Annotated in this window: 5 protein-coding genes; 4 read left to right on the forward strand and 1 reads right to left on the reverse strand. The window is 47.6% G+C overall.

Annotated elements, in window-relative coordinates:
• Positions 1–4: 4 nt before the first annotated feature.
• Positions 5–505, reverse strand: a complete 501-nt coding sequence (locus L1D44_RS19975) for an ACT domain-containing protein (RefSeq protein ID WP_239893019.1) — start codon at positions 503–505, stop codon at positions 5–7.
• 272 nt (positions 506–777) lie between these two features.
• Between L1D44_RS19975 and L1D44_RS19980 the strand changes: the two genes are divergently transcribed.
• The 4 genes from L1D44_RS19980 to phoU all read left to right on the forward strand — a co-directional run bounded on the left by L1D44_RS19980 (position 778) and on the right by phoU (position 6,366).
• Positions 778–3,033 carry an ABC transporter permease subunit gene (locus L1D44_RS19980; protein WP_239893020.1) on the forward strand — a complete coding sequence of 752 codons (2,256 nt, stop codon included), beginning with the start codon at positions 778–780 and terminating at the stop codon, positions 3,031–3,033.
• A gap of 101 nt (positions 3,034–3,134) precedes the next feature.
• Positions 3,135–4,787 (forward strand): phosphate ABC transporter permease PstA, encoded by a 1,653-nt coding sequence (pstA, locus tag L1D44_RS19985; protein WP_239893021.1) that lies wholly within the window; start codon positions 3,135–3,137, stop codon positions 4,785–4,787.
• A 31-nt stretch (positions 4,788–4,818) separates the two neighbouring features.
• On the forward strand, positions 4,819–5,637 hold the full coding sequence (pstB, locus tag L1D44_RS19990) for a phosphate ABC transporter ATP-binding protein PstB (RefSeq protein ID WP_239893022.1): 819 nt from the start codon (positions 4,819–4,821) through the stop codon (positions 5,635–5,637).
• Between the two features lie 18 nt (positions 5,638–5,655).
• A complete protein-coding gene (phoU, locus tag L1D44_RS19995) occupies positions 5,656–6,366 on the forward strand; it encodes a phosphate signaling complex protein PhoU (protein ID WP_239893023.1) in 711 nt (236 codons plus the stop codon).
• The last annotated feature ends 36 nt before the right edge of the window (positions 6,367–6,402 follow it).

Here is a 6,402-nt window from a genome sequence, read left to right on the forward strand (position 1 = left end):
AAACTCAAGCCGATAGGTTATCCAACACCACATCGTCACCTATGTCGTGAAGGGCTTGAGTCAATCGCTCTTCATCTTGGCTATCTTGCATGCTGACATTAAATTCGGCTCTAAAAAGCGCGATACCCGTGTGGCTCGCGCTCTCGTAACGGGTACTCATATGCTCGATATTAATCCCAAGAGCGCTAATCTTATTTGAAATTTCATGCACTAAACCGGGTCTGTCATAAGCGACTAAGGAATAACTGACCTGTTTATTTCGAGTTTGGGGCTTACTGGTCTTGGCGTAGGTTAATGAAATATCCTCTAATAGCTCCAGACTCTCGATGAGCTCATCCCACTGGGCAGCTGGGACTTCTAGCAGTAGGATTGCGGCAAAAATGCCATCGATATGGCGCAGCTCAGAATCCAGCCAATTTCCACCGTGGCGACTGACCGCATGGGCTATCTGTTCTACTAAGCCTTCTCTATCCTTTGCCTGTAAGGTAACTAGATATCTTAACATTTGATATTACTCCATTATTTATCATGCCAATTGGGTTGGATTTACTAGGTCATACAAGGGGTTTCCGTCTAATATAGCCAGCATTTAAATCTAACCACTAGTAAGTCAACCTTTGTAACACTAATGTCATTTTTGCGTCATATAATGCACCACATTAAAAATACGCATGCTTGGAATTCGTTCTAGGAAAACTCACTAAACCTAGTGTTAGCATAATCGTTAATACAATCCCAGTTAAACTTTAACTGGCTAAAGAATAATCGAGGTTCTTAATGGAAACTCAGGTATCTCAGCCTGGAACTGCTGCAAAAAGCCTATTGATCAATAATGGTTCTTCGCGAAGAGCTATCAAGGATAAGGCTGCCCAAATTGGGGTGACAGTGGGCGGAACCATGGTGTTTGTCGCATTGCTCTTGATCTTCTTTTATCTGCTGTATGTGATTAAGCCTATCTTCGATAGTGCCGAAGTAACGCCTGTTATCAGTGCTGAATATCATGATGCCACGCCCGCACTTATGGTGGGAAGTGATGAGCAGAACGCGATTATGTACCGAGTATCACAGCTAGGTAAGGTCGATTTTTATGATACGCAAACCTCTCAGCTGTTAAGAAGTGAGCAGATCAACACTCCTGCGGGTGTTCATGTCGTCAGTAGTGCGGCGGCGGTAGCAAGCGAGCAGCGGTTTGCTCTTGGGTTGAGTAACGGTCAGGTGATTATCGCTGGCATTGAGTTTGGTGTGACTTACCCTGATAACCAGCGTTTGATCACTCCTAGATTACGTTTTCCTAACGGAGATGAAGCCTTAACAGTTGATCCACAAGGCCGTGCCTTAAATAACTTAGTCTTTGATTACAGCAGCGATAAAATGAGCTTCGTCTATCAAACCGACGATAAAGTTTGGCATCTGTCTCGCCAAGAGGGCGAAGAGAACATGATGACCGAAGAGGTGGAGTGGCTAGCATATAACAGCATCATTCCTGATTCACCGCTTAAGGTTCAGCAGCAGTTGATGACGCCCGATCAGCGCCAGCTAATTCTAAGCTCTGATAACAAGCTGTTTATCTACAATATTCGTGATGCTGATGAGGTGCAGTTAAGCCAGGTGCTGTCTCTGTCTCGCGCTAAAGCCGAGGTCACCAATGTCAGTCTTTTGGCTGGAGCAAGCTCATTACTTGTTAGCTATGACTCTGGTTTAGTCCAGCAATATTTTCAGGTCAATGGCGAGCATGGCCGTCAATATCAAGAGATCCGCAATTTCAAGGTCGATGGCGATATTCAGACCGTTGGGTCGGAGTTTTATCGGAAAACCTTCGTAACGATTACCGCAAAGGGTGAGTTGAGCCTACTGTATACCACCAGTGAAAAAGAGTTATTCTCAGAAAATATGGGGTTAACGGATCCTGGAACCGTAGGTTTTAGTCCGCGCTCAAACGCCCTCATTGTCGAGGCTGGCGGCAAACTAAACTTGTTCAGTGTCGAAAACACTCACCCAGAAGTCTCATGGAGTGCGATGTGGCAGAAGGTGTGGTACGAGGGGTATCCAGAGCCTAAATATGTGTGGCAGTCGACGTCGGGTTCAGATGACTTTGAAGCTAAGTTGAGCCTAATGCCACTGGCCTTCGGTACAATGAAGGCAGCCTTGTATGCCATGTTATTTGCCACACCTCTGGCTATTGCTGGCGCCGTGTATACCGCTTATTTCATGTCGCCGAAAGTTCGCGCCATCGTTAAGCCGACCATCGAGATCATGGAGGCGCTGCCAACGGTGATTCTGGGTTTCTTGGCCGGTCTTTGGCTAGCGCCACTCATTGAAGATAACTTACCAGGGATCATGACCCTACTGCTGTTACTGCCAGTCTCGATTCTGACCAGCGCATTTGCTTGGTACAAGTTGCCGGGCAAGTGGAAGCAGCGACTACCGGACACCTATCAAGAGTTGATGCTGCTACCTGTGATAGTCTTTGTCGGTTGGTTTTCGTTTGCGATTAGCCCAACGCTTGAGCTTGCACTGTTTGATGGTGATACACGCATGTTTATTACCAATGAGCTCGGCATTACTTTTGACCAGCGTAACGCTTTGGTTGTGGGTATCGCCATGGGCTTTGCGGTTATCCCGACCATTTTCTCTATCGCAGAAGACGCGGTGTTTTCGGTGCCGCGACACCTTTCAAATGGCAGCTTAGCTCTCGGGGCTACGACTTGGCAGACTCTGACTCGTGTGGTGCTGCTAACGGCTAGTCCTGGTATTTTCTCGGCGGTGATGATGGGTCTTGGCCGTGCAGTGGGGGAGACCATGATTGTACTGATGGCGACAGGTAATACTGCGATTATGGAGTGGAGCGTATTCGAAGGTATGCGAACGCTCGCTGCAAACATCGCGGTAGAGATGCCTGAGTCGGCTATCGGCAGCTCCCACTACCGAGTGCTGTTCTTGGCTGCCTTCGTGCTATTTATCTTCACCTTCCTCTTCAACACGATTGCTGAGGTGGTTAGGCAGCGCCTGCGTGAACGTTACAGCTCGCTGTAAAGCCGATTGTTATGGATGATAAGAAATGACGTTAACTATGAATTCTTCAAACATGAGTTTCATCAATACGAGTTTGCCAGCCACTATAAGAGGTGTCATTAATGGGTAAGTGGTTTAAATCTGGCTCTCCTTGGATATGGATGACCAGTGGCGCAGTGAGCCTGTGTTTGATTGCGGTGTTAGGGCTGTTGTTATTGATCGCCTGGCGCGGCTTGAGTTACTTCTGGCCTGCGGATATTTATCAGTGGGAGATGAAAGGCCCACAGGGTGAGCGTTATACCTTAATTGGTGAGGTTTACGATAGGGAAGAGGTGCCGACAGAGCGACTGCTTGCTGCGGGGCATAAATTTGATACCCAAGTGGGTGAGACGGTGACGCGTTACCTCATTAAAACGGGTAACCGTGAATTCGTGAGCCTAGATTTTCGCTGGATTTTGGCGACAGATATCATCTCACGTAGCCAGCCGGAAAATATAGCCATTATTGAGCGCAGTAAAAACGGTGACTTCTATGGTTACCCTGTGGCGATCATCGAAGACGGTGTACGGCTACCATCACAAAATATCGAAGCGGATTTTCAGGCCCATATTGAACGCGCGGTGGAGCTTAACGATAGGGCGTTATCGTTGCAAAAAGGCGTCATCGGCTCGATCAACTATGAGCTTGAGAACCTGCGCTTAAAGTCTCGTCGTTACGAGTTAGATAACGCGTTAACCGAGAGCCGTGAGGCAGAGATAGAGGCGCAGCGTGCTAAATTAAACGCAGAATATCAGTTGGTTGAAAAAGAGTTCTTCGCGCTAAAGAGCGAGGCGGCGAGAGACTCGGTGGTTATCCGTGATATGCGCGGCGAAGAGGTGATCTTAAAGTTAGACACTCTTTTAGATGTGACTTACGCCAACCGCCTAAGCCTGTTAGGTAAAGTCGGGCAATGGTTTATCGGCGTGGGGAAATTCGTCAGTGATGACCCACGTGAAGCCAATACCGAGGGCGGAGTGTTCCCGGCGATTTTTGGCACAGTTTTTATGGTGATACTAATGGCGGTTATCGTGACACCATTTGGGGTTGTCGCGGCTATTTACCTACATGAATACGCCAAGAAGGGCCCAGTCACTAAGATGATCCGCATCGCGGTAATTAATTTAGCTGGCGTACCCTCGATTGTTTACGGTGTGTTTGGTCTAGGCTTCTTCGTCTATATGTTTGGTGGCACGCTAGATCAACTCTTCTACCCTGAGGCATTACCCGCGCCAACCTTTGGCTCGCCAGGTGTCATATGGTCAGCATTGACCCTAGCTATTTTGACCTTACCCGTGGTGATTGTCTCGACGGAGGAAGGATTGAGCCGAATTCCAAGCTCAGTCCGTCAAGGTAGTTTGGCACTAGGCGCTACTAAAGCCGAAACTCTGTGGCGGATTATCATCCCGATGGCGAGTCCGGCAATCATGACGGGTTTGATTCTGGCGGTCGCTCGTGCGGCAGGTGAGGTCGCGCCCTTGATGTTGGTTGGCGTGGTAAAGCTTGCGCCGACACTGCCTATCGATATGAACTTCCCTTTTGTGCATCTAGAACGAAAGTTCATGCACTTAGGTTTTCATATCTATGATGTCGGTTTTCAAAGCCCTAACGTAGAAGCGGCGCGTCCCTTGGTATACGCCACTTCATTTCTTTTGGTCTCGGTAATTGTGGCACTTAACTTAACTGCCATTGGTGTACGAAACCACTTACGCGAAAAATATCGTTCGCTTGAGCATTAATTGACGATTATCCTAAGCAGTAGGAAAGAACATGATTTCAATAGATCAATCGGTAATGAAGACTGATATGCTAGACCTAGAAAACTTAACCAGCGAAGAAACAGCGCTTGAGATCCGTAACTTAGATCTTAAATACGGAGACAAACAGGCACTATTTGATGTGTCGATGAAAATTCCTAAGAAAAAAGTCACCGCATTTATTGGCCCAAGTGGTTGCGGTAAATCGACACTGCTGCGCTGTATTAACCGCATGAATGACTTAGTCGATAATTGTCACATCGGTGGTGAGATATTACTGCACGGTCAGAATATTTACGACAAGCGAGTCGATGTTGCTGCACTGCGTCGTAACGTGGGCATGGTGTTTCAGCGCCCGAACCCTTTCCCTAAGTCCATCTATGAGAATGTGGTTTACGGTTTGCGCCTTCAAGGGGTCAATAACCGCCGCGAACTCGATGATGCGGCAGAGCGCTCACTGCGCGGCGCGGCTATTTGGGATGAGGTTAAGGATAGATTGCATGACAATGCCTTTGGCTTATCGGGTGGTCAGCAGCAGCGTCTGGTGATTGCCCGTGCCATTGCAATTGAGCCAGAAGTGCTGCTTCTCGATGAACCGACATCGGCACTGGATCCGATTTCAACCTTGACCATTGAAGAGTTGATTACCGATCTTAAGTCAAAGTATACCGTGGTGATTGTAACCCATAACATGCAGCAGGCAGCGCGTGTGTCTGATCAGACAGCATTCATGTATATGGGTGAACTGATCGAATATGCCGATACCAATACCATCTTTACCACGCCTAGGCAGAAGAAGACCGAAGATTACATTACTGGCCGTTACGGTTAATAGAGATAGGATCGAACGATGGAAAACATGAATTTAAATAGACATATCTCTGGCCAGTTTAACGCTGAACTTGACGATATTCGTAACCGTGTATTGGCAATGGGCGGCTTGGTTGAGCGTCAGCTTGAACAGTCACTGGATGCCTTAAGCGCGCTGGATGCTGAGCTTGCGCAGAAGGTCATTGAGGGCGACCATAAGGTTAATGGCATGGAGGTGGCTATTGATGAAGAGTGTACGCGTATCATCGCCAAGCGTCAGCCGGCCGCGAGTGACTTACGCTTAGTACTGGCTATCTCTAAGACGATAACCGATCTCGAGCGTATTGGCGATGCCTGCGTTAAGATTGCTAAGGCGGCGATGGATAAACGCTCTAAGAATCAGCAGCCACTGTTGGTGAGCATAGAAAATATGGGCCGCCATGCGACACGTACTTTACACGCCACTCTCGATGCATTGGCGCGTATGGATGCCGACGTCGCGTTAGAGCTTCACAAAGAAGACTCTAAGCTGGATAAAGAGTATGAGGGTATCATTAGACAGTTGATGACCTATATGATGGCGGATCCGCGCTCAATTCCAGAAGTACTCGATGTGCTTTGGGCCGCTCGAGCTGTAGAGCGTGTAGGGGATCGCTGTCAGAATATTTGTGAATACATTATTTACTACGTTAAAGGTAAAGATGTGCGCCATATCTCCTATGAAGAGATGGAAAAGGATCTAAAGCGTTAGTTTATTTGGGCTTCTATTTTTTAATTTATTTAAATG

Origin of the sequence: Shewanella sp. Isolate13 (assembly GCF_022398325.1) — a bacterium.
In the GTDB taxonomy this organism is placed as follows: domain Bacteria; phylum Pseudomonadota; class Gammaproteobacteria; order Enterobacterales; family Shewanellaceae; genus Shewanella.